The sequence below is a fragment of the Pseudoalteromonas sp. AS71 genome, from assembly GCF_038900275.1.
In the GTDB taxonomy this organism is placed as follows: domain Bacteria; phylum Pseudomonadota; class Gammaproteobacteria; order Enterobacterales; family Alteromonadaceae; genus Pseudoalteromonas.
In genome coordinates, this window is the sequence record NZ_JBBMQZ010000014.1 from 74,777 (window position 1) to 97,421 (window position 22,645).

The window sequence follows — 22,645 nt, forward strand, 5'->3', positions numbered from 1 at the left end:
CAGGAGTTTTTAAAAAATGATAATTAACAATAAGTTATCGTTCAACAAGAAAACCGCGATCAGTATTGCTATCACTGGCATATTGGCAAGCGGAAACGTTGCAGCTCAAGGCGCTGAAGGCAATACGCCTACAGTAGTAAATGAAGATGTTGAAGTTATCGCAGTAACGGGTATCCGCAGCAGCTTACGTTCATCAATGTTGGATAAAAAAGCATCTAATGTTGTTACAGACGGGATTAAAGCAGAAGATCTTGGTAAATTTCCTGATTTAAACGTAGCAGAATCTCTGCAACGTATTACAGGTGTAGCAATTGACCGTAGTGGTGGTGAAGGCCAAGCGGTAACTATTCGTGGTTTTGGTCCACAATTTAATACTGTACTTGTTAATGGTCGTCAAATTGCGACAGACAGTGCAGGTCGTGAATTTAATTTTGATGTATTAGCAGCAGATCAAATCACCGGTGCTGATATTTATAAAAGTAATACTGCAATGCTTCAAGAAGGCGGCATTGGTGGTACGGTTAACGTAACTACAGCACGCCCTTTTGATTTTGGTGGTTTACATATTTTAGGTTCAGTTAAAGGTATGTACGAAAGCCTTTCTGAAGAAGTATCTCCATCAACATCATTCTTAATAAGTAATACGTTTAACGATGACAAGCTAGGTGTGCTTTTTGCCATCACTAATCAACAACGTAAACTTCAAAATAACCAAATTTTAACGGCAGGTTGGCGCGGTGGCCAAACAATATCTAACCCAACTGATGGTGTATTGTTTGAAAATGCCTACATTCCACGTAACTGGGACCAAGTAGTTGATGAGCAAGACCGTGAACGTACAAACGCAAGTTTAGTACTTCAATATGCACCATCTGACGATGTTACGATTACGGTTGATGGAATGATTTCAAAATTTGAAGTTGATTCGTCAGTGCGTGATTTAGCATCTTGGTTCGAACCAGACCGTGTAGGCAGCGCAACAATTGATGCTGAAACGGGTACGCTTTTAACTTTCTCTCAAGAAGTTGGCTTAGGCGCGCCAAGTGGCGACCCTGCAAGTGACTTTGTATCACATACACGTAACTCACGTGATGTAACTAATAAAGCATTTGGTATTAATGTTGACTGGCAAGTAAACGAGTCACTAAAAGCAAAATTTGATGTATCTCGCTCAACAGCTGAAAACGACCGTGCAGGTAATGATCGTTTTAACGTAGTGGGTATTATTAACAGCTATACTTTTGATGGTACAGGCAGCATTCCTACCGTACAGCATGATGGCTTTGAAAATGGTTCATTGCCAGATCCAAGCCTAGCGCGTCTTCATTACAACGAAATTGGTAACCAATTTACTGATGAAGATGAAATCACTGAAGTAAAAGCCGATTTTGAATACGTGCCAGATAAAGGCCCAGTAGAGCGTATTAACTTTGGTGCTTATCGCCAAGAGCGTGAAAAATCTAGCTTCCAAATTTTTGGTAGCCAATGTCAATTTTGTGGTTACGGTACACAAGCACCGCTTGATGAAATTGATTTTGAAGCATACACAGCGAGTAATTACTTCCCTGGTTTGATCGATACATTTTATAGCTACGATGGCGATAAAATGCTTGATTACTTAGCCGATCAAGGTTTCCCAGTAGAGCCAACGCTACAAAATAACCGTTACACAATTAACGAAGACATCACTAGTTTATACATGGACTTTACGCTTGGTTTTGATTTAGCTGATATGCCAGTAACCGTTAATATGGGTGCTCGTTACTCAGAAACTGATATTGAAGTTGCTGCAATACAAAGCTTTATTAGCGATGTAGTTCCAACTTCAGATGCGACATTGTTTGCTAACGTATTTGGCCCTGCGACTAATATTGAACAAGGTACTAGCTACTCAAACTTACTACCGTCTTTCAACGTTAAGCTTGAGCTACAAGATAATATGATTTTACGTTTTGCCGCGTATGATAGTATTACTCGTCCAACTATGTCTCAGTTATCTCCTGCGACAAACTTTAACGAGCCACGTCGTCAAAACTTAACGGCAAGTGGTGGCAATCCAGCACTTAAACCATTCCAATCAGAAAACTGGGATATCTCTTACGAGTGGTACTACAACGATGCTAACTTATTTAGCTTTGCAGTATTTAGTAAAGAAGTTGACGACTTTATTGTTACATTAACGGGTGCAGAAACATACGAAATGTCTGACCGTTCAGGTCCTGATTTTGCGTGTACTACATGTACAGACCAAACAGATGACGAACTTATTGGTAGCTCAGAAGTTTACACTGTAAGCCGTCCTCAAAATGGTGAGTCTGCAACTGTAACCGGCTTTGAAGTCGGTGTTACTCACATGTTTGAAAATGGCTTTGGCTTTATTGCCAATGCGACTGTTGTGAATAGCGACATTAATGTAGGTGATGATACAACTCAAACATTTGCACTTGAAGGTTTGGGCGATTCACAAAACTTAGTATTGTTTTATGAGCAAGACAACTGGCAAGCACGTGTTGCATTTAACAACCGTGAAGGCTTTTTACGCTTAGTTGATAACGGCTTCAATGGTGAACCAGTGAACGTAGAAACGTACGGCCAGTGGGATATTAGTGCAAGCTACGATATTAACGAAAACTTCACTATTTTTGCAGAAGGCATCAATATCACTGAAGAAGAGTTAGTACAAACAGGTCGTTTTGCTAACCAAATTTATTCAGTGGAAGATAATGGCTCACGTTACGCGTTTGGTATTCGCGGATCGTTTTAATTAATGTTTGAGGCGAACTTCTCGCCTCTTGTTTCATTGCAACACATTAGTGCTAATACCAATTAGGTTAATTTAACAGTAATGTATATTAGTTAACCTAATTGGCTAAAATGAAGCCACATTAAATCCAAATGCCCTACCGGGCATTTGTTGTATAAAACGTTATCAAAGATACTCAAAGAGTAGTCCATTATGAATAAAACAATAAAAACAATCGCAGTAATTGGTGGCGGCACAGCAGGATGGTTGAGCGCTGCAATTATAGCTTCGTATCACCAAGGTAAAAATGGTGATGGCTTAAAAGTGATGTTGGTTGAATCGTCAGATATTCCAACAATTGGTGTAGGTGAAGGTACCTGGCCCACGATGAAAAACACACTTCAGCAAATAGGTTTGCGTGAAGTTGATGTATTTAAAGCCTGTAACGCTACCTTTAAGCAAGGTGGTAAATTTGTAAATTGGACGCACGGCAACAACGACTTTTACTACCATCCATTTACTGTACCGCTAGGCTACGGCCGCATAGATTTAGCCCCTTATTTAGATAATGTTGAAGACTTTGCACAGCAAACTAATTTTCAACATGATATTTGCGAAGCAAGCTTAGCCCCAAGAGGTATAGCGCAAGGTGAATATCAAGGTAACTGTAATTACGCTTATCACTTAGATGCCGGCGCTTTTGCAGTAATGCTTAAACAACATTGTAAAAGTAAGCTTGGTGTAGAGCATATTATTGGTACTGTTGATCAGGTAAAACTTGATGACGATGGTGCAATAAATGAGCTTACTCTAAAAGATCAAACCCGCATTATAAGCGCCGATTTATTTATAGACTGTACTGGTTTTTCATCATTGTTATTAGGCCAAGCGCTCAACGTACCGTTTAAAAAAATGGACCACGTGCTATTTAACGACAGCGCACTGGCGATGCAAGTCCCTTACGATGAAAACGATGACTCCTTAGCCAGCCATACCATAGCAACAGCGCAAAACGCTGGATGGATTTGGGATATAGGTTTAACGCATCGCCGTGGTGTAGGGCATGTATATTCAAGCAAATTTTTATCAGACGATGAAGCAGAGCAAAACTTACGAAACTATTTAGGGGATGGAGCAAACGGTTTAACTGCCCGTAAAATTAGCTTTGAGTCGGGCTACCGTGAGAAGTTTTGGCATAAAAACTGTGTTGCAGTGGGTATGTCAGCAGGGTTTGTAGAGCCGCTTGAAGCAACCGCTATTATGCTTGTTGAAATTTCAGCACGCTTTGTAGCAGAGCACATGCCAGCAGATACACAAGTAATGCCTATAGTAGCTAAACGCTTTAACGAGCAGATGGATTACCGCTGGCAGCGTATTATCGACTTTTTAAAGCTGCATTACATGCTAACCAAGCGCCCAGAACCTTACTGGCAAGCACATGTACAGCCCAATACTATTCCACAAACCCTGCAAGAAGATTTACTTCTTTGGGGAAGCCGTGGCCCGCTTATTCAAGATTTTCATGGCGCATTAGAGTTATTCCCAGCCGCCAGCTACCAGTACGTTTTATATGGTATGGGCTTCAAACCAGACTTTACTAAACAGGCTTATTTGTATTCACAAGACGCGCAAGCCAAACAAATAATTGAACGTAACAGCCAGCTTACACAGCAGATGTTGCAAACTTTGCCGTCACACCGCGCTTATATTGAGCAGTGGTTAGCGGCTAACCCAGTTTAAGGATGTGTAACTATGGCTATTAGTGAACTAGTAAACACCAAACACCAAACATTAAAAATTAACCCTAATGCAGGTGTTGAATATGCAAAAACGCAGCATTTAGTTAATTTAAGAGCTAACGAAGTGGCAAAAGCAGCCTGCGACTTACCTATTTTTTTAGCACGTAATACACAAAATGGTAGTTATACCGTATCAGCGTTAACCAGCTTTAGTGCAGGTCAAAGTTTATTGGTTAATAACAACCAATGGCAGGCACTTTACACACCGGTATGTATACAAACTCACCCTCTTTATTTAATGACCCGTGAAGCAAATAGCAGCGACTACTTTATTGCGATTGATGATCAAAGCTCAGCCGTAAATACGCAGCAAGGCGAGGCACTATTTGATGCTAAAGGTAAGCCAAGCTTATTTTTAAATTCACAGCAAAAGCTACTTGAGAGCGATTTAAAAAATGATTATCAAACGTATCAATTTACCCAAGAAGTAGCGCGCTTAGGGCTTATTAAAAACATAGATATTGTATTGCAGTTTGAACAAGGCGAAACCCAAACTATTCAAGGTTTGAGCACCGTTGATGAAGACAAACTGCAAACTTTAGATAGCGATACCGTTGCAAACTTACACAAGCAAGGTTACCTAAGTGTGCTTAACAGTATGCTTATTTCACTGTTTCAGTTAAATGCATTGGTAAAGCTGCACAACCAACGTCCCGAACTTATGCCTTTAAAGCAAATTAAGTTAGAACTAAGTCGAGATGCGCACGCGCTGTAGCGTGCACTTTTTTATTACACAGACATTGCGCGTAACGCGTAGGAGACACACACATGTCAGATAACATTTTACAGCTGGTGGTTTTTGTTTTTGTCACCGCTTTAATTGGTGGCCTTACTTATTGGAAATGCCGAGGCCAAAATCGTAATAACGGACAAAGCCAAACCAAAGAGTATTTTTTAGCGGGCGGTGGCCTTACTTGGATGTTTGTTGCAGGTTCAATAACACTTACTAACTTAAGTACCGACCAACTAGTGGGTATGAATGGTAACCAAATGGCTTTGCTTGTTTGGTGGGAGCTTGCGGCGATTATTGGCTTAATTATTTTAGCCAAAGTGTTTATTCCTGTTTATTATAAATACAACTGTACAACGACCACAGAGCTTTTAGAAAAGCGCTATAACAACAAACATATTCGCGCTGTTATTGGGGGATTATTCTTTTTAGGTAATGCACTTATTTACATGCCAGCGGTAATTTACTCAGGTGCGCTGTTTATGCAAACCATGTTTAAGGTTGATATTCCGCTAATGTATATTGCCACCGCATTTGCCATTGTAGGTGCTATTTATGCGTTTTTTGGCGGCCTGCGAGCTGTTGCTGTATCGGATACCTACAATGGCATACTTGTACTAGGTATGGCTGTTTTAGTCGTGTTTTTAGCACTTAATGCGATTGATTATGACTTTACGGGTATTCCTGAGGAGCGCTTAACACTCATAGGCGATACTGACTCACCTATTCCGTGGCCAACACTTTTAACCGGTATGATCTTTATTCAAATGTATTACTGGGGTACTAACCAAACAATTACACAACGAGCAATGGCAGCACCTAATGTTAAAGAAGCGCAAAAAGGTATATTTGCCGCAGCGGGTATTCGCTTTTTAATCGTCCCTGCAATTGTGGTATTACCGGGTATTATTTCGTTTAAACTTTATGGCGATATTGGCGACGCTGCTTATGGTCGAATTGTGGGTGATGTAATGCCAGCATGGTTAACCGGTGTGTTCGCAGCGGCAATGGCAGCAGCTGTACTCTCTACTTACAACAGCTTATTAAATTCAGCTACAGCACTATATGTGTGTGACATTCACGAAGCGTACTTTAATAAAGAGCCAAGTGTTGTAAAGCTAAGTGGTTACGTAACATTGCTACTAACAAGTTTAACACTGGTACTTGTACCAATTTACCAGCAAGCAGATAGCATTATTAACTTACTACAGCAATTAAATGGCTTATTAAGTATGCCTATATTCTCTATTTTTGTAGTGGGCTTATTATTTAAAAATGTGGATGCACGAGCGGGTATTGCTGCAGTAATTTTAGGTGTGGTTATGTATGGCATGCTTACATTTGCAAACTCACCACTACATACTGACATTCATTACATTCACTTAATGCCAATTACACTGATTGTATGTGTAGCCTTTGCATTGATAGTAAATAAAGTGGTATTTGGTTTAAATGCGCAGTGGGCAGGTAAAACACCGGCACTTGATGACGCAGGCCAAGCACAAGTACAAAAATAACGTATAAATAGTTTAAGCTGACAAAGTCGGTCATGGGGAAACTCTGGCCGATTTTTTTATATGTATTAAAAGCAACATGACAACTTCAAAGCTAAGGTTAGTTTAATACTTTTTATTACAGTGGTACTTCCAGTGAGTTTATCTGACTATTTGCGATGTAAAGACTATCAAAATCTAATTTATATGATATATACTATTATTATTGAATGTCACTGTCTGATAGATTGTGACTCAAGCAATGAGATACATTTAGTACATAGTGTAGCTTACTAATTTTCGTTATATTTATAACTCACACAATGAACAAGAGGATAGGAGAATCATGGCCGACACTAAATCATTTTATCGATTAGACAGTGTAAACAGCACCGTTATTTTCGACTGCCAGAGCAAAACACCGGCGTTACTGTACTTTGGTAAACGCCTATCTGAGCAAACAACAGAAACAATGCTAACTCAGCTTGCTACGCGTCAAGAAGTAAAATGTGCCGTGGTTCAAGAAGCGCCTATTTCTCTATCTCCATTACTAGGTGAGGGCTTTACTGGTGCGCCAGGGCTTGAGCTAGTAAACGACTCAATCGCATGGTCAGTAGGGCCAGAGCTTCAAGAAGTGCGACAGCCTTCAAGTGCGACCGTTGAGTTTGTAAGCGTAGATAAGCTTCGTGGTATTGAAGTAGTGCACAGCATTACACTTGATAAAAACACTGATGTACTAAGCGCACATACTGTATTAACTAATTTAGGCGACTTACCGCTAAGCGTGAACTTTTGCGCAGCACCAACATTTCAGCTACCAGATAGCGTAAGCAAAATAGTGAGCTTTGAAGGTCGTTGGTCAAATGAATTTCAACGTCAATCGGTTGATTTAGTTTTAGGCAGTTTTGTTCGCGAAAACCGTAAAGGCAAAACATCACACGATGTGTTTCCTGGTTTATTAGTGCATAACGAAAATGCAGGCGAGCAACACGGCGAATGTTACGGCTTTCATTTAGGTTGGAGTGGCAATAATAAACTACGCGCAGAGCTTTTAGCTGAAGGTCGTCGTTATGTACAAATGGGTGAGCTATTACTTCCTGGTGAGCTTACGCTTGCTAAAGGTCAAACGTATCAAAGCCCGAGCATTTATGGCTCGTTTTCGAGTGAAGGTTTTAGTGCGCTTTCTCGTAATTTTCATCGTTTTGTTAAAGCTAATTTACTTAGCCAAGCACAGCGTGAAAAAACACGCCCTGTGCATTACAACACATGGGAAGGTATATACTTTGATCACGATGTAGATACGCTTAAGCAACTAGCCGACAAAGTAGCGCCGTTAGGCATTGAACGTTTTGTACTTGATGATGGTTGGTTTAAAGGCCGCCGTGGCGATAACGCTGGTTTAGGTGATTGGACAGTAGATTATAAAATTTACCCAGATGGTTTATCACCCGTTATTGATCATGTGAATAGCTTAGGTATGGAGTTTGGTATTTGGTTTGAACCAGAAATGGTTAACCCAGATAGTGATTTATACCGCGCGCATCCAGATTGGGTTTTAGGATCTGAAAACAACGAACAGTTAAGCTTTAGAAATCAGCTAGTACTTGATTTAACGCGCTCTGAGGTTGTTGAGTACCTATACAAAGCCATCGACGATATTTTAGTTGAATACCCAACTATTAAGTACATTAAATGGGACATGAACCGCGATATTAACCATGCGGGTAATTTTGATGGTAAGCCAGCAGTGCACCAGCAAACATTAGCACTTTATCGTTTAATTGACCGTATTAAAGCGGCGCACCCAGGGCTTGAAATAGAAAGCTGTTCGTCAGGTGGTGCACGTGTAGATTACGGCGTACTTGCACACACGGACCGTGTATGGACGTCAGATTCAAACGATGCGCTTGACCGCCTTGAAATACAGCGTGGATGTTCGTTCTTCTTTCCATCGTCGGTTATGGGTGCACACGTAGGCCCACGCGATTGTCATATCACAGGGCGTAATGTAAGTATTGAAATGCGTGCTGCGGTATCAATGTTTGGCCACATGGGCATTGAAATGGACCCACGTGAACTGACCGATCACGAATACAACGCACTTAAAGCGGCAATAGCACTTCATAAAGAGCATCGTGAGTTTATTCATGCTGCCGATTTATACCGCCTAGATAGCGACGATTTATCAATTAACTTTGGTTTAATCGATGAGCAAAAAACAAAAGCGTTATTTGCGTATAACAGCGTTCGCGAAACACCGCGTACAGCGCCTAATAAATTACGTTTTGTTGGCCTAGATGGCGATGCGCAGTACACACTTAATTTAGTGTGGCCGGTAAAATTTGAAGAGTATCGCCCATCTTCTATTGCTGCGGTAAATGGTCAAACATTTACAGGTGAAGCGCTAATGCAGTTTGGTTTACAAATGCCAATATCATTCCCGCAAACATCGCTTATATTTGAGCTTAATAAAGCTTAAATTTAACTAAGAGCAGTAAAAGGCGCTAATCGCTTTTATGCTGCTTAGCTTAGATATGAGTAGTCAGCTCTATATTGTTTAGAGCTGACTTTTTTATATCCTTAGTAAATGCAAACGAATAAATTTAGCATCTCTAACTGAGTAAGCTAATTTAGTAAATTAACTTAGTAAACTCAAAAGTATCGAAAATAGAGTGGTTACGCTTGCGCGTAATTTTGCTTATTACCCAACCAGCGTTGAATTAGTGGGTCAACAGCTTCAGGGTGTTGCTTAAGCATTTGCTGTGCAATCGGTCTTACTTGGTTAAGTATGTGCTTATCGCGGGTAAGGTCGGCAATTTTAAACTCGGCTAAACCTGTTTGTTTTGTACCAAGTACTTCACCAGGGCCACGAATTTCTAAATCGCGCTCAGCTATCACAAAACCATCGTTACTATCGCGTAGTACTCCTAATCGCTTTTGAGCGGTGTGAGACAATGGTGCGTGGTATAAAAGCACGCAATGCGATGCCGTAGCGCCACGGCCAACTCGCCCACGTAACTGATGCAGCTGTGCTAAACCTAAGCGCTCGGGGTTTTCTATAATGATTAAGCTCGCATTAGGGACATCTACACCAACTTCAATAACCGTAGTGGCAACTAAAACATGTATATTACCTGCTTTAAACTCACTCATAATGGCTTGTTTTTCAGCTGATTTCATTCGGCCATGTACTAAACCAACATTTAGCTCTGGTAGCGCTTCTTTTAACTGCAGTGCGCTGTCCTCCGCTGCTTGGCATTGCAGTACTTCAGATTCATCAATAAGTGTACAGACCCAATAAACCTGGCGGCCTTGCTCGTTACACGCTAATTTAACGCGAGCAATAATATCGTCTCTGCGAGTATCAGGAAGTGCCACTGTTGTGATTGGCGTACGCCCTGGTGGCAGCTCGTCAATCACAGAAGTTTCTAAGTCGGCGTAGGCGGTCATAGCAAGCGTACGTGGGATAGGTGTTGCGGTCATAACTAGTTGATGAGGGTAGCAATCACCAAACTTACCCTTTTCGCGTAGTGATAAACGCTGGTGGACACCAAAGCGGTGTTGTTCGTCAATAACGATAAGCACTAAGTTATTAAACTTAACTTCATCTTGGAATAAAGCGTGAGTACCTACAATCATTTGCGCCTCACCAGAGGCGATTTTTTCAAGTGTTGCTACGCGCTCTTTGCCCTTTGTTTTACCGCCAAGCCACGCAACTGTTATACCTAGTTGATTAAACCACGTTGTAAAATTAACACCATGTTGCTCTGATAAAATTTCAGTAGGTGCCATTAAAGCTACTTGAAAGCCCTGGGCAATGGCTGTTAGTGCACTAAGTGCTGCTACTAGGGTTTTACCTGAGCCTACATCGCCTTGTACTAAACGCATCATGGGATACGCGTGTTGCATGTCACCTTTAATTTCAGCAACTACGCGGCTTTGCGCATTTGTGGGTGCAAAAGGAAGTTGCTCTAAAAATTGGCTTTCTAATGTGTTGACCGGATTTAATGCTACGGCTTTAACTTGTTGCCCTTGCTCTCTTACTTTTAATAAGCTGAGATTTTGTGCAAGTAATTCTTCAAATACAAGGCGCTGTTGAGCAGGGTGAGTACCTTGTTCTAATGCAGTTACATCAACATCATTAGGTGGGCGATGCAGCAATAATAAGGCGTCGCTTAACGCCATACTTGATAGCTGCCATTTTGAAGGCAGCAGTTCTTCTACTGAATATTTGTGTAGTAAATCAATAGCCTGTTCGCTTAAAGCTCTAATCGATAGCTGCTTTAAACCTTCGGTTGTTGAATAAACGGGCGTTAATGTCGTCGCTACCGGCTGCTCGTTAGAGGTATCGCTGATGCTGTATTCAGGATGACTCATTTCAAAGCCAACACGGCCTCGGCGTATCTCACCAAAACAACGTATTATTTTACCTGCACTAAATGCGTTCTTTTGTGCGGCGGTAAAATTAAAAAATCGTAGTGTTAGCCTGCCAGTACCATCATTGATTTGGCAAACAAGCATGCGCCTTTTACCAAACGTTATTTGGCTTGTTTCAATTGTGGCTTCAACACTTACGTGGCTATGCAGTGACAACTCGCTAATCGCGTATAAGCGAGTACGATCTTCGTAGCGAAGTGGCAAATGAAAAAGCATATCTTGCACAGTTAAAATACCTAGCTTTAGCAAACGCTCAGCCATTTTTGGGCCGACCCCTTTGAGCTCTGTAATTGGGTATTGATTTAAGCTAGGTTTAGACAAATTGTATCAATCTTATTATTTGTGAGTAAGTTAAGTGTACTTACAGAGTTTTAGTCCATCAAGTATGTTTTAAAGCTTGCCAAAATTGCTCATCAGCGACGATTTCGCCGTTTTCATCAAGTGCTGGGTAGGGTAATTTTTTTTGTTTACACTGCCTTGCAATAATAGGATGGCAACCTTCAAAGTAAAGTGGGTGCTTAACTTCGGCGCTCAGCATATCTCTATTATATAAACCAGCCAGCTCTCGTTGGCGCTGTGCTTCAAACAATATTAGCGCAGCAGCAACCGAAACATTTAGCGATTGCACCATGCCTTGCATTGGAATAATAATATTTTGATCGGCATGTTCTAGGGCTTTTTCTGATATCCCTGTTTTTTCTTGTCCAACAATAATAGCCGTTGGCTTGGTGTAATCTACTTCTCTAAAATCAACGGCATCTTCTGACAGGTGAGTCGCTAATATCTGTATTTCTGGATTGCTTTCACGCATTGCCACTACAGCATCATCAATATTTCTATGCAGGTGCGTCTCTAGCCAGTTTTTACTGCCACCCGAGGTATTGTTTGTTAGCCATTTTTGTTTTTCAGGCCATACAGCATGTACGTGATGGCAACCAACTGCATCAGCACTTCGTACTATTGCCGATAAGTTATGGTGTTTATGCACGTCTTCTAAGCACACGGTTAAGTCTGTTTGACGGCGCGAAAGTACGTCTTCGATTCTTTGATAGCGAGTTTGCTGCATGGTTATCCTCTTTTTTCGGCAATTATACGAGATTTTTACAGTTAAGGCATTACCGTACGGCTAATTGGGTTTTGTAGAGAAATAAGTGTTTCTGTTGATTGGATTGCTTCTATTGCCTGTATTTTATTAATCAGCACATCTTGTAAGTGATCAATGGATTTTGTCATTACCTTTATAAATATGCTGTAGTTACCTGTTGTGTAATAAGCCTCTACCACTTCCTCCAATGCTTCTAGCTTTATAAGCGTTTGCGGGTAATCACGTGCGTTATTTAAATTAATACCTATAAAGCAACACACATCGTAGCCTAGCTGTTTAGTATTAATCGTTAATTGAGTTCCTGTAATGATCCCTGCTTGCTTCATTTTTTCAATTCTTACGTGAATTGTCCCCGCGCTTACATTAAATCTTTTTGCTAATTCGGCGTACGCAGTACGGGCATTTGCCATTAACGCATGAAGTATCTGTTTATCGAGATTATCGATTAAATAATTTTCCATTATATTTCTCTCATAAAATTATCGAATATATGGTTTTTATACCACTTAATTAATGTTTTTTATATATTAAGGCTATTTTTGTTGTGGGATATTGAATTAATCCTTTAAATCGTTACATTAACTTCATTAAGGGCGCTAGTTAGAGCGCTTTTTATCAATTAAGCAAGTAACAATAACTGGGAATGAGGCCAATTATTATGAGTTCACACTATGTGCAGCAACAGCAGCAAATAAGTAAAGTTAAGCAATTTTTTTCACAACAACTAGAAACCCAACTTGGGCTGGTTGAGGTTCAAGCCCCAATTTTGGCTAAAGTGGGCGATGGCACGCAAGATAACTTAAGCGGCCATGAAAACGCAGTTGCTGTAAATGTGAAAGCGATTACAGATAGCCGCTACGAAGTGGTGCATTCATTGGCTAAGTGGAAACGTAAAACACTGGCTACTTATGGCTTTAGTATTGGTGAGGGTATTTACACTCAAATGAAGGCCTTGCGCCCAGATGAAGATTCATTAAGTCCTATTCATTCTGTATATGTTGATCAGTGGGATTGGGAAAAAGTAATTAGCGAAACGACAGAACGTTCGCTGGCAACACTAAAGCAAACTGTTCAGTCTATTTATAAAGGGATAAAAGAGACGGAAGCTTTTGTAAGTGAGTCTTATGGTTTAACGCCTTTTTTACCGGACGATATTAAGTTTGTGCACAGTGAGGAGCTACGTAAAATGTATCCTGACTTTAGTGCTAAGCAACGCGAAAAAGCCATTGCACAAGAATATGGTGCTGTATTTTTAATTGGTATAGGTGGCGCGCTTGGAGATGGCAAAATCCATGATGTAAGAGCCCCAGATTACGATGATTGGTCTACACCAACATGCGATCAATATATGGGTTTAAATGGCGATATTTTAGTATGGAACCCAGTGCTTGAAGATGCATTTGAAATATCATCAATGGGTATACGTGTAAGCCCTGAAGTTTTAAAAGCACAGTTAAGTACAACTGGAGATGAAGACCGTTTAGAGTTTGATTGGCATAAAGCGCTACTACAAAGTAAATTCCCGCAAACAATTGGCGGTGGAATAGGGCAGTCGCGCTTAGCGATGCTATTGCTACAAAAGCAGCATATTGGTCAAGTACAAGTGGGTGTATGGCCGCAGCAAACACATGTTGAGGTAAGTGGTTTACTTTAAAACATGAATTAATTTGAGTGCTCAATAGAGCACTCTGTTCTTAGCTTGTTTTAAACTCTATTTCAATTTTGTTATTCAATAGCTTAACGTTGCACGGAGGGTAATTACGGATTGTCTTAAGTACTTTATCAAAAATATGAATCTCTACACCTGAATGCAAAACAGAATTTACCGCTAAATTAGCGTCGTTAAGTAAATCGTGTAAGTCGTGATCTAAGTTTGAAAGACGTTTTTCTAATTGCTCTGCCTGCTCACAATAATGCTTTTGAGTAGCACCAATTTTAGTAATTAATAGTTTTTTCTTTTCGGCATCTTTCACTAAATCAGTTTTTTCTAGTGCTGCTTGCAACGTGTCTAGCTGTGCATCTGTTTTAGCTAAGTCTTTAAAGCAATTATCAGTATCAGCGGTTATTTCGGCGCCAGAAGCCGCTAGGTTAATAATCATTTTAGCGCCTGATTCATTCCCTATTTCGCCAGCAATGAGAGTTGTTGCATCAAGTATTTCGCCACCAAATATTTTACCCTTAGGTAAGTCTGGTTGGCCTACTTGCAGTAAACGCTTAGCTTTCATTACACAATGGCTTGTTTGACGCTCAATAAAAATATTATTTGCTTCTAGATAGCAATACTGTGAGTGAGATACATGAATATCACCCAGCGCAATTAGTTTGCAAGAAAGTGATTTACTATCCACTTTTTGATGGCCAATAATACCTTGTTTAACAGTGATGTTTCCGCCTGCGGTAAGCTCGCCAGATTCAACCGTGCCAAATATAGTAATATCGCCTTTGGCAGTTACTTTCATACCTGGGTCTATATTGCGAGTAACAATAACACTGCCTTGAAAGTCAATATGGCCGCTTTTTACATTTACATCTGAAATGGTAAAAATATCGTCGACACGCATGCCATTATTAATTTCAACCGGAACACCAGCAATAGTAGAGACTAACTCAAGCGGATTCATTTTTGATATTTCAGTGCCTTCACCAGCCACTAATTGTTTATTTTCTCCGGGTTTTGCAGGCAGTATGTCACCTATTACGGTAAATCCTTCTTTACCGGGAGTTGCTGGTTGTTGGCGAATAAGCACAGAGCCAGGCTCTACGCTTGCAAGCTTGCCAAAGTCGCGCATGTCCACACTGCCGTCTTCTTTGAGTTTGGGCGCTTTTAAACGATCTTTTAAAGTTTCTACCGTTGTTATTAGTTTAGTGGCTAAACCATCGCTTGGGAGTCTACCTTTAGCTAATATCCCCTTAACTAAAGATCCCGCAGAGTGTTCAGATTGTTTTTGCAGAAGCTGTTCTAAAAATGCTTGTTTATAGCCACGCACAATACCTGCTTTAACGAGTTGTTTTTTTGCATCTTCTAAGCTTAATAACTTTCCACCTTGGGCAAGCGTTAGCTCGCCAATAGCCAGCATTTTATCGTCGCTAATGGTTACATTTAAAGTGGCATTGTGTTTTGTTGCTACAACCAAAGTTTGTTGTGTGTTTTCGTTTTTAAAAAAATCATTAATAGCGTCATGATCTATTTTACAGTCGCAAAAAGCTGACTTTTCGAGAGCCTCTAAAATAAATGCAGCGCTGGGAGGAATATGTTCTTTTACATCAAGTAAAACATTTCCATTGTTGGCAAGCTTAAACACGAGTTAATCCTTTTTTACTACTTAAGTTAAGTTTGTTTTTTAAAACACAACTAGATTGCTAGAAATTTACATTTGAGTCAAGAAGTCAGAGAAAACGAAGTGCGGAGCGAGAAAATAAAGGCTATAGAGAAGCTCTATAGCCTGTAATACTTAATTGGTAGAAGGTAATTCCATTATTCCGTCTATTTCAACTTGTGCACCTTTTGGGAGTGCACGAACACCTAATGCAGCTCTCGCTGGGTAAGGTTGTTTAAAGTATTGGCTCATTACTTCATTTACAGTGGCGAAGTTAGATAGATCTGTTAGGTAAATATTGATTTTAACTAAGTCTTGGATTTTTCCGCCTGCTTCTTCACATACCGCAGTAATATTTTTAAATACTTGATGCGTTTGTTCGCTAAAGTCTTCTGAAATCATTTCCATCGTTTCTGGAACTAGTGGAATTTGACCAGATAAATAAACAGCGGTACCTACTTTAACTGCTTGGCTGTAGGTGCCAATAGCTGCAGGTGCTTTGTCGGTAGAGATAAATGCTTTATTCATGTGTTTCCTATTTTATTTTTTACGATAGACTTTTTGCACATCAGGCATAACGCGAATGCGGCGCATAATGTTGGCAACGTGGATACGGTTTTTAACGGTAACCCCTAAATCTATCACGTATAAATTACTTTCTTTTTCATCGGTGGTAATTTCTACAATATTGGCTTGGGTTGTAGTAACAACATTGGTTAATTTAGCCAGAGCCCCTTGATGATTAATAATTTCAACTCTCAGAGCTGCAATATATTCTTTCTCTGGGTTATCGTCCCATTTTACAACTAAGTATTTAGAGCGCTCATTTTCCCAGCCACGAATGTTTTTACATTCTTGGCGGTGAACGGTCAGGCCCTTACCTTGGCTTACATGAGCTGTAATAGCATCACCAGGTACAGGTCGGCAGCACTTAGAGTAATTCACTAACATGCCTTCAGTACCAATAATGGTTGCTTTGGCTTGGTTTGTTATATCAGTTAAATCGTCATTGTCATTTTGCAATAAGCGCTTGGCAATTAACATGCTCATTAAGTTACCAGAGCCAATTTCTACCAACAACTCTAAAACTGTGGAGAGTTCGTGTTCTTCAAGTACTCTCGCTATATTTTCATCAGCAATACTATCTAGTTTGTTTTCGCCTAATGCCGAATCAAGTAAACGACGCCCTAAAAGCATAGCTTCTTCATGATGCTGGCTTCTAAGGTAATTACGAACACCTAAGCGTGCTTTACCAGTAACAATAAAGTTTAGCCATGTTGCATTAGGGTGGGCACCTGAGCTTGTTATTATCTCTATGGTTTGCCCTGTATCTAATGGCCTACTTAAAGGATGTGGCTTGCGATTAACGCGTGCGCCTACACAAGTGTTGCCTACATCAGTATGAACTGCATACGCAAAATCGACTGCGGTAGCGCCCATTGGTAGCTCAACAATACGACCATCAGGTGTAAATACGTAAATTTCTTCTGGGAATAGCTCAGTTTTTACATTTTCAATAAATTCAAACGATGAACCCGCACTTTGCTGAAGCTCTAATAAGCTTTGCATCCATTGGCGAGCACGTTGCTGCGAAGTATTACCTGCACCATCACCTGATTTTTTATACATCCAGTGCGCCGCTACACCTTTGTCGGCCATCTGATCCATATCGTGAGTACGAATCTGAATCTCAACAGGTATTCCGTGTGGGCCAACTAATGAAGTATGAAGCGATTGGTAACCGTTAGTTTTTGGTACTGCAATATAATCTTTAAAGCGTGTTTCTATAGGCTTATAAAGACTATGAGCCACACCTAATACGCGATAACACGTATCCATAGAATCAACTGCAATTCTAAACGCGTAAATATCCATAACTTCGTTAAATAGCAGTTCTTTATTAAGCATTTTTTTATAAATACTATATAAATGTTTCTCACGGCCTGACACAGTCGCTTTAATGCCTGACTCTTCAAGACGTGCTTCTATTTCGTGTTGGATATTAGTGATAACTTCTTTGCGATTACCACGCGCTTTTGCTACTTCAGATTTAAGTGCGCGATGACGCATAGGATATAAAGCTTGAAAACCTAAGTCTTCAAGCTCATTTTTAATATCGTGGATACCTAAACGGTTTGCTATTGGCGCGTAAATTTCAAGCGTTTCACGTGCTATTCTGCGGCGCTTATCTGGGCGCAGTGCCCCTAAGGTACGCATATTGTGTGTTCTATCAGCAAGCTTGATTAAAATAACTCGAATATCCTGAGTCATTGCCATGATCATTTTACGGTAGTTTTCGGCTTGGAATTCTTTTTTATCTTTAAAGCTAAGTTTATCGAGCTTACTTACACCTTCAACGAGTTCTGCCACTGTTTCGCCAAAAATTTCGGCTAAATCTTGTTGGCTAAAATCAGTATCTTCAATTACATCGTGCATTAGCGCGGCCATGAGCGTTTCATGGTCAAGATGCATGCCTGCAAGAATTTGGGTTACTTCAACAGGATGAGTAATATAAGGTTCGCCACTTGAGCGAGTTTGTCCTTCATGGGCCTCTCGGGCTACCACGTAAGATTTTTGAACCAGCTCTACATCAGCAGCGGGCAAGTATTCTGAAATTTTCTTTTTAAGACCTTCAAAAAGATACATTCACACTCCAATGTTCTAGGGCCTGTTGACCTTTCAGGATTAAAATTTGTTCAATCTAGGGGCGATTTAATCGCGGCGCGAGGTTTTTAGCCTAGCGGGCTAAGTAAAAATCGAGCAACAAAGAGTAAATTGCCCCTAGGCAGAACCCTTTGGGCAGCTCATGTTTGGCATTTATGCAAGCATACTACTGCAAATTTAACCTCGAAAGATAGACAGCCCTAGTGAAGCAAATTAGGTAAGTTACGAATATACGATGAAATGAAAGGATTGCCAACGGCTATAGTAGAAATACTGCGCCGTTGGCTAAATCAGACCGGGAGGTCGATTATTGGTTGCCACCAACAATGGCAGCAACAGCAGCTAATTCTGCTGCTTCTTGGTGTTGTTGTTCTTCACGGTCAATTAAGTCCATTGAAGAGCTATCAACTAAACCTAATTCAATTTCACGTAAAGCAACTACCGTTGGCTTATCGTTTTCAGGGTCTACTAGTGGAGTTTTACCACCAACAGCAATTTGGCGGGCACGACGAGCCGCAACTAAAATTAAGTCAAAACGATTACCAACTGCATCTACTGCATCTTCAACTGTTACGCGGGCCATCACAGCACTCCAAAAATAATTTAAAAGCAAAGGCGTAGTTTACTCCAAGGAGCCACTTTCGCCAATAGCCAGTGTTCAATTTTTATCAGTTTTACTTGCCTAAGCCTAATTTAAGTAGGCTTAAATTATTTAAGCAGACTATTTAGTAAAACTTGATGACGATCTTCTTGGGTTTTTAGCGTTAAGCGCAGAGCCATTACAATTGTTTCTATGTCGGCAAGTGCGCTCTCAAAGTCATCATTAACAATTACAAAGTCGTATTCGTTATAATGTGATGTTTCAGATTGTGCTTTTGCCATACGAGAGGCAATAACTTCAGCCGAATCTTGGCCACGGTTATTTAAGCGTTGCTCTAATTCTTCTTTTGAAGGAGGTAGTATAAAAATAGTTTGTACGCTTGGCATAATTTTGCGCACTTGTTGAGCGCCTTGCCAATCAATATCTAAAAACACATCAATACCCGCATCAAGTTGCGACTCAATAGCTTGCTTTGATGTGCCGTAGTAATTATCGAATACTTGAGCCCATTCAAAAAAGTCATCTTTGGCAATAAGCGCTTTAAATTCGTCTGTAGATACAAAGTGATAATGCACGCCATTTTCTTCACCTGGGCGAGGGGCGCGAGTTGTATGTGATACAGATACTTTCATGTCAGCGTGTTTTTTTAATAACGCATTGATTAAGCTTGATTTACCAGCACCAGAAGGGGCTGACAAAATAAATAAGTTACCGCGAGTTTGTGCCATTTTTTTCTCTACCTAAAAATAAACAGGCCTGGGTTACAAGTAAGCCAAGCCTTTAATTAACTGCATTGTACTTTAATTAGCTCACCTTGCTCAAGTTAGACGTGTTCAAGTGAGCCATGCCTAAGTTGAAGTGGGAGTGTTAGACTTTAAATAAAATTGCAGTTTAAAATTATCAACAGAACTAGCCGCTAGATATAAGTATTTGATAAGGTGAAGTATCACCTAGTAAAGGAGCCTTTATGCTTAATAAAACCTTATTTACCGCACAACAAGTAAGAGACAATGAAGCTTTAGCGGCTAAAAACAGTCATTGTGATTTATTTACACTAATGCAGCGTGCAGGCGAAACTGTTTATAAGCAATGGCAGTTATTTGATGCACCGCATACATTAGTCATTGTTGGCCATGGTAACAACGCTGGAGACGGTTACATTGTAGCTAGGCTTATTATGCAATCAGGTAAAGAGGTAACAGTATGCGCAGCTGAGCCTAATAAAGTATTAACCGGTGATGCAGCAAAAGCACAGCAGTTATGGATTGAAGCGGGTGGGGTGGTTTCTCATTTTACAAAAGATGCCCTTAATGAGTGCAATATCGTTATTGATGCTCTCCTTGGTACTGGGCTTAAAAGCGCAGTGCGTGATAACTTTGCGAATATAATTAAGGCTGTAAATAACAGTGGTAAGCCCGTAATAAGCATTGATATTCCATCAGGCATTGAGGCTAATACAGGGCAGCCTTTAGGATGCGCAGTACAAGCAACTTCAACCGTTACCTTTGTGGGTATAAAGCAAGGGCTCACAACGACAGCAGGTAAACAATATAGCGGTAAGTTAGTATTTGATGATTTAGCAATTGGCGATGCATTTACTTGTATAGCGCAATCTTCAGGAACCCTTGTCAATTTCAATAGCTTTAAAGGAATAGCCACGCGGGCAATTAATAGTCACAAAGGAAGCCACGGTAAACTTTTATGTGTTGGTGGCAATCAAGGTACTGCAGGTGCAATTAGGTTAAGTAGTGAAGCAGCTCTTAGAACGGGTGCTGGCATGGTAAGAGTGTATACACACGAAAGCTCAATAACGCCTATTAGCATTGGCAGACCAGAACTTATGGTGAGCAGTAATAACTTACATCAAGCGCTAGAGTGGGCAAGCTGCGTTGTTATTGGCCCAGGACTTGGGCAAGACGAGTGGGCACAACAAACATTCGATGAAGTAATGCAATATTGCCAAAACAATAAAATGCCATTGGTTATAGATGCAGACGCTCTTAATTTACTGGCTAAGCAAGCTTCATCATACACGTTAGAGCAATGCGTACTTACTCCACATCCCGGTGAAGCCTCTCGACTGTTGAGTGTTAGCACAAGCGAAATCGAATCTGATCGTTTTAATTATGCTCGCCTTTGCGCCAAACGCTACACAGCAACTTGTGTATTAAAAGGCGCTGGAACATTAATAGATAACGCTGAGCAAACGTGGGTATGTGAAGATGGCAACCCGGCATTGGCAGTTGGCGGCAGTGGCGATGTACTCACTGGTATTATTGGTGCATTACTTGCTCAAGGTTTAACTATTGATGAAGCAGCACGCTATGGTGTAACACTGCACGCTAAAGCCGGTGATATCGCAAGTGAGCGAGACGGGCAAAGGGGAATGCTACCCAGTGATTTATTCCCAATTGTAAGAGAGTTAGTTAATAAAGTGACGCGAGTTTAAGCGTCACTTTATCTTGCTAATTATTAAGCTGTAGTAAATCCCATTGTGTACCATATAAATCTTCAAAAACCACTACGGTGCCATAGGGTTCTACTCTAGGTTCTTCGTTAAATGTAACACCTTTAGAAAGCATTAAATTATAATCTCGCCAAAAATCATTGGTATGCAAAAATAAAAACACGCGACCACCCGTTTGATTACCAATAGCGCTTATCTGTTCGGGTGTTGTGGCTTTAGCAAGCAGTAGATTAGCCCTGCTCGAATTAGTCCCGTTTGAATTAGTCTCGTTTGAATTAGCCCCGTTTGAATTTGGAGGTGAAATTAACACCCAGCGTTTATCATCTCCTAAATCAGTATCCTCGACTAACTCAAAATTGAGCTTTTGAGTATAAAACTCAATTGCCTCGTCGTAGTCTTTAACAACTAATGCAATGCTGCCGATATGCTGTTGAACTTTAGTCATGTTTAGCTCACTCCGTACTATTAAATAAATGTGCTTTTTATCATATTACTAAACGATTACGCAGGGTATATGCTCCCAATATGTAACTTAGTTATGGGTATAAATTGAGCAATATCAATAGTTTTTATACTAATAAGCATAACCCAGCCGAGGGTGGGTCTACTTTAAATCGAATTCTCAGTACTAAGTGCATAAAGTGTTTATCTGTGTAATTTACCAGCACGTTCTGGTTGATAGGTTACTTCTTTTATTTTTACCTTTATTAAGCCGCCACTCGGTTTAGGCCACTCAATTTCGTCGCCTTGTGAAAGCTCAAGTAATGCGCTACCAACGGGTGATAATATCGATATTTTATCGCCGCTAGAATTACTATTTTTTGGGTACACCAAGGTTAACGTAAACTGTTCTTTAGAAGACTCAACAATAAAGTTTACAGTTGAGTTCATCGTTACAACTGGTGAATGCAACGCTATCCTTATTATTAATTAAAGAACCGTCTAAATGAAACAGAGAAAGTGTATTTATTATAATGCAGAACCAAGAAGGTTAATTTGGGATCGTTATCAGCGTGTGATAGTGCGCATGATATAGCCAGCTTATTTGATCGATACCATTCATCTATACTAGGGCGTGTTGATCTTTGGTGGTTGAACATGCGCTGCCCTTTGGATTCTTTATAGGGACAATTAACTCTTTGTTGCTCGGTTTTTACTTAGCCCACTAGGTTACAAACCTCGCGCCGCGATTTAATCACCCCTAGATTGAACAAATTTCAATCCACAAAGATCAATAAGCCCTAATATTTCAACGTTGTTTTCTAGCTTCATGAATGAGTAAAATATAA

General features: G+C 40.3%; 16 protein-coding genes and 1 pseudogene. 7 read left to right on the plus strand and 10 right to left on the minus strand.

What is annotated here, in order from left to right; translation table 11 throughout:
* Window positions 1-16 precede the first annotated feature (16 nt).
* The 5 genes from WNY98_RS11990 to WNY98_RS12010 all read left to right on the plus strand — a co-directional run bounded on the left by WNY98_RS11990 (window position 17) and on the right by WNY98_RS12010 (window position 9,244).
* A complete protein-coding gene (locus WNY98_RS11990; RefSeq protein ID WP_342878004.1) occupies window positions 17-2,764 on the plus strand; it encodes a TonB-dependent receptor in 2,748 nt (915 codons plus the stop codon).
* Window positions 2,765-2,956: 192 nt separating this feature from the next.
* Window positions 2,957-4,483 carry a tryptophan halogenase family protein gene (locus WNY98_RS11995; protein ID WP_342878005.1) on the plus strand — a complete coding sequence of 509 codons (1,527 nt, stop codon included), beginning with the start codon at window positions 2,957-2,959 and terminating at the stop codon, window positions 4,481-4,483.
* 12 nt (window positions 4,484-4,495) lie between these two features.
* The gene (locus WNY98_RS12000) at window positions 4,496-5,257 is read left to right on the plus strand and encodes a SapC family protein (protein WP_024594649.1); all 762 of its coding nucleotides are present in this window, start codon (window positions 4,496-4,498) and stop codon (window positions 5,255-5,257) included.
* Window positions 5,258-5,310: 53 nt separating this feature from the next.
* Entirely contained in the window at window positions 5,311-6,789 is a 1,479-nt protein-coding gene (locus tag WNY98_RS12005; RefSeq protein ID WP_342878006.1) for an SLC5 family protein, read from the plus strand.
* Between the two features lie 322 nt (window positions 6,790-7,111).
* The gene (locus WNY98_RS12010) at window positions 7,112-9,244 is read left to right on the plus strand and encodes an alpha-galactosidase (protein WP_342878007.1); all 2,133 of its coding nucleotides are present in this window, start codon (window positions 7,112-7,114) and stop codon (window positions 9,242-9,244) included.
* A 197-nt stretch (window positions 9,245-9,441) separates the two neighbouring features.
* Here WNY98_RS12010 and recG read toward each other — a convergent pair whose 3' ends face one another.
* The 3 genes from recG to asnC are packed head-to-tail and all read right to left on the minus strand — an operon-like array spanning window position 9,442 to window position 12,768.
* Entirely contained in the window at window positions 9,442-11,523 is a 2,082-nt protein-coding gene (recG, locus tag WNY98_RS12015; RefSeq protein ID WP_294118822.1) for an ATP-dependent DNA helicase RecG, read from the minus strand.
* A 58-nt stretch (window positions 11,524-11,581) separates the two neighbouring features.
* On the minus strand, window positions 11,582-12,268 hold the full coding sequence (trmH, locus tag WNY98_RS12020; protein WP_342878008.1) for a tRNA (guanosine(18)-2'-O)-methyltransferase TrmH: 687 nt from the start codon (window positions 12,266-12,268) through the stop codon (window positions 11,582-11,584).
* Between the two features lie 41 nt (window positions 12,269-12,309).
* Entirely contained in the window at window positions 12,310-12,768 is a 459-nt protein-coding gene (gene asnC / locus WNY98_RS12025; protein WP_002958822.1) for a transcriptional regulator AsnC, read from the minus strand.
* Between the two features lie 197 nt (window positions 12,769-12,965).
* Here asnC and asnA point away from each other — a divergent pair, with 197 nt between their 5' ends.
* Window positions 12,966-13,961: an aspartate--ammonia ligase gene (gene asnA / locus WNY98_RS12030; protein WP_342878009.1), complete on the plus strand. Its 996-nt coding sequence runs from the start codon at window positions 12,966-12,968 to the stop codon at window positions 13,959-13,961.
* A 40-nt stretch (window positions 13,962-14,001) separates the two neighbouring features.
* On the opposite strand, the gene WNY98_RS12035 is transcribed toward asnA, so the two are convergent.
* The 5 genes from WNY98_RS12035 to gmk all read right to left on the minus strand — a co-directional run bounded on the left by WNY98_RS12035 (window position 14,002) and on the right by gmk (window position 19,617).
* The gene (locus WNY98_RS12035; protein WP_342878010.1) at window positions 14,002-15,609 is read right to left on the minus strand and encodes a FapA family protein; all 1,608 of its coding nucleotides are present in this window, start codon (window positions 15,607-15,609) and stop codon (window positions 14,002-14,004) included.
* Between the two features lie 150 nt (window positions 15,610-15,759).
* Window positions 15,760-16,152: a RidA family protein gene (locus WNY98_RS12040; RefSeq protein ID WP_024600049.1), complete on the minus strand. Its 393-nt coding sequence runs from the start codon at window positions 16,150-16,152 to the stop codon at window positions 15,760-15,762.
* Between the two features lie 12 nt (window positions 16,153-16,164).
* The gene (spoT, locus tag WNY98_RS12045) at window positions 16,165-18,270 is read right to left on the minus strand and encodes a bifunctional GTP diphosphokinase/guanosine-3',5'-bis pyrophosphate 3'-pyrophosphohydrolase (protein ID WP_342878011.1); all 2,106 of its coding nucleotides are present in this window, start codon (window positions 18,268-18,270) and stop codon (window positions 16,165-16,167) included.
* A gap of 325 nt (window positions 18,271-18,595) precedes the next feature.
* Window positions 18,596-18,871, minus strand: a complete 276-nt coding sequence (rpoZ, locus tag WNY98_RS12050; RefSeq protein WP_002958829.1) for a DNA-directed RNA polymerase subunit omega — start codon at window positions 18,869-18,871, stop codon at window positions 18,596-18,598.
* A 125-nt stretch (window positions 18,872-18,996) separates the two neighbouring features.
* Entirely contained in the window at window positions 18,997-19,617 is a 621-nt protein-coding gene (gmk, locus tag WNY98_RS12055) for a guanylate kinase (RefSeq protein ID WP_342878012.1), read from the minus strand.
* 239 nt (window positions 19,618-19,856) lie between these two features.
* Between gmk and WNY98_RS12060 the strand changes: the two genes are divergently transcribed.
* Window positions 19,857-21,338 (plus strand): NAD(P)H-hydrate dehydratase, encoded by a 1,482-nt coding sequence (locus WNY98_RS12060; RefSeq protein ID WP_342878013.1) that lies wholly within the window; start codon window positions 19,857-19,859, stop codon window positions 21,336-21,338.
* Between the two features lie 16 nt (window positions 21,339-21,354).
* Here WNY98_RS12060 and WNY98_RS12065 read toward each other — a convergent pair whose 3' ends face one another.
* On the minus strand, window positions 21,355-21,801 hold the full coding sequence (locus tag WNY98_RS12065; RefSeq protein WP_342878014.1) for a VOC family protein: 447 nt from the start codon (window positions 21,799-21,801) through the stop codon (window positions 21,355-21,357).
* A 200-nt stretch (window positions 21,802-22,001) separates the two neighbouring features.
* A pseudogene (locus WNY98_RS12070) lies at window positions 22,002-22,256 on the minus strand (GreA/GreB family elongation factor); the annotation flags it as partial.
* Between the last annotated feature and the right edge of the window lie 389 nt (window positions 22,257-22,645).

Coding starts and splice junctions, on each gene's coding strand:
- asnA (WP_342878009.1), top strand. CDS start 12,966: ATGAGTTCACACTATGTGCAGCAACAGCAGCAAATAAGTAAAGTTAAG.
- WNY98_RS12060 (WP_342878013.1), top strand. CDS start 19,857: ATGCTTAATAAAACCTTATTTACCGCACAACAAGTAAGAGACAATGAA.
- WNY98_RS11995 (WP_342878005.1), top strand. CDS start 2,957: ATGAATAAAACAATAAAAACAATCGCAGTAATTGGTGGCGGCACAGCA.
- gmk (WP_342878012.1), bottom strand. CDS start 19,617: ATGGCACAAACTCGCGGTAACTTATTTATTTTGTCAGCCCCTTCTGGT.
- WNY98_RS12000 (WP_024594649.1), top strand. CDS start 4,496: ATGGCTATTAGTGAACTAGTAAACACCAAACACCAAACATTAAAAATT.
- asnC (WP_002958822.1), bottom strand. CDS start 12,768: ATGGAAAATTATTTAATCGATAATCTCGATAAACAGATACTTCATGCG.
- WNY98_RS11990 (WP_342878004.1), top strand. CDS start 17: ATGATAATTAACAATAAGTTATCGTTCAACAAGAAAACCGCGATCAGT.
- rpoZ (WP_002958829.1), bottom strand. CDS start 18,871: ATGGCCCGCGTAACAGTTGAAGATGCAGTAGATGCAGTTGGTAATCGT.
- spoT (WP_342878011.1), bottom strand. CDS start 18,270: ATGTATCTTTTTGAAGGTCTTAAAAAGAAAATTTCAGAATACTTGCCC.
- WNY98_RS12005 (WP_342878006.1), top strand. CDS start 5,311: ATGTCAGATAACATTTTACAGCTGGTGGTTTTTGTTTTTGTCACCGCT.
- WNY98_RS12010 (WP_342878007.1), top strand. CDS start 7,112: ATGGCCGACACTAAATCATTTTATCGATTAGACAGTGTAAACAGCACC.
- WNY98_RS12040 (WP_024600049.1), bottom strand. CDS start 16,152: ATGAATAAAGCATTTATCTCTACCGACAAAGCACCTGCAGCTATTGGC.
- trmH (WP_342878008.1), bottom strand. CDS start 12,268: ATGCAGCAAACTCGCTATCAAAGAATCGAAGACGTACTTTCGCGCCGT.
- WNY98_RS12065 (WP_342878014.1), bottom strand. CDS start 21,801: ATGACTAAAGTTCAACAGCATATCGGCAGCATTGCATTAGTTGTTAAA.